Origin of the sequence: Nocardioides pelophilus (genome assembly GCF_014180685.1) — a bacterium.
Taxonomy (GTDB): Bacteria; Actinomycetota; Actinomycetes; order Propionibacteriales; family Nocardioidaceae; genus Nocardioides; species Nocardioides pelophilus.
Window position 1 is genome coordinate 1 of record NZ_JACEHF010000339.1, and the last position, 519, is coordinate 519.

1 protein-coding gene is annotated in these 519 nt (G+C 73.6%); it reads right to left on the reverse strand.

Annotated elements, in window-relative coordinates:
• Positions 1 to 116: 116 nt before the first annotated feature.
• Positions 117 to 519: adenosylcobinamide-GDP ribazoletransferase (locus tag H0488_RS23525; protein ID WP_183101569.1), on the reverse strand; the 403-nt coding region annotated here is incomplete at its 5' end.

A 519-nucleotide genomic window follows, 5' to 3' on the forward strand; every position in this document is an offset into this window, starting at 1 on the left:
CCCCGGCTGCCCGTTTATCAAGGGATGTAGACGAACGACCGCTTCCCAGGGCGAGTTCGCCTAGGGATGTGCTCGTTCGGCTACATCCCTTGATAAACGGACAACGCCTGCCGCCCTCACGCCCCCGCGAGCGCGATCAGCAACGTGGCGAGGGCGAGCTCGATCGCGGCGCCGAACACGTCGCCGGTGACGCCGCCGAAGCGGCGCAGGGCGCGCCCGACCAGCAGGAGTACGACGAGCGCGGCCACCCCGACGGCCAACGGGCCGCGCCACGGGTGGACGAGGGTGGCAGCGCCGGCGAGGGCCGCAAAGCCGAGCAAGGTGAACCACAGCGGCACCCGCCGGGTGAAGGTCGCGCCGAGACCGTCCGGCCGGGCGGCCGGCACCAGGTGGGCGCAGGTGATCCAGAGCGCGGCCCGCGACGCGCAGACCGCGGCGCCCGCGATCGCGGCCGAGCGGAGGTCGTCGACGAAGGTGGCGACCGCGGCGGCCTGGGAGCCGAGCACGATCACGACGGCC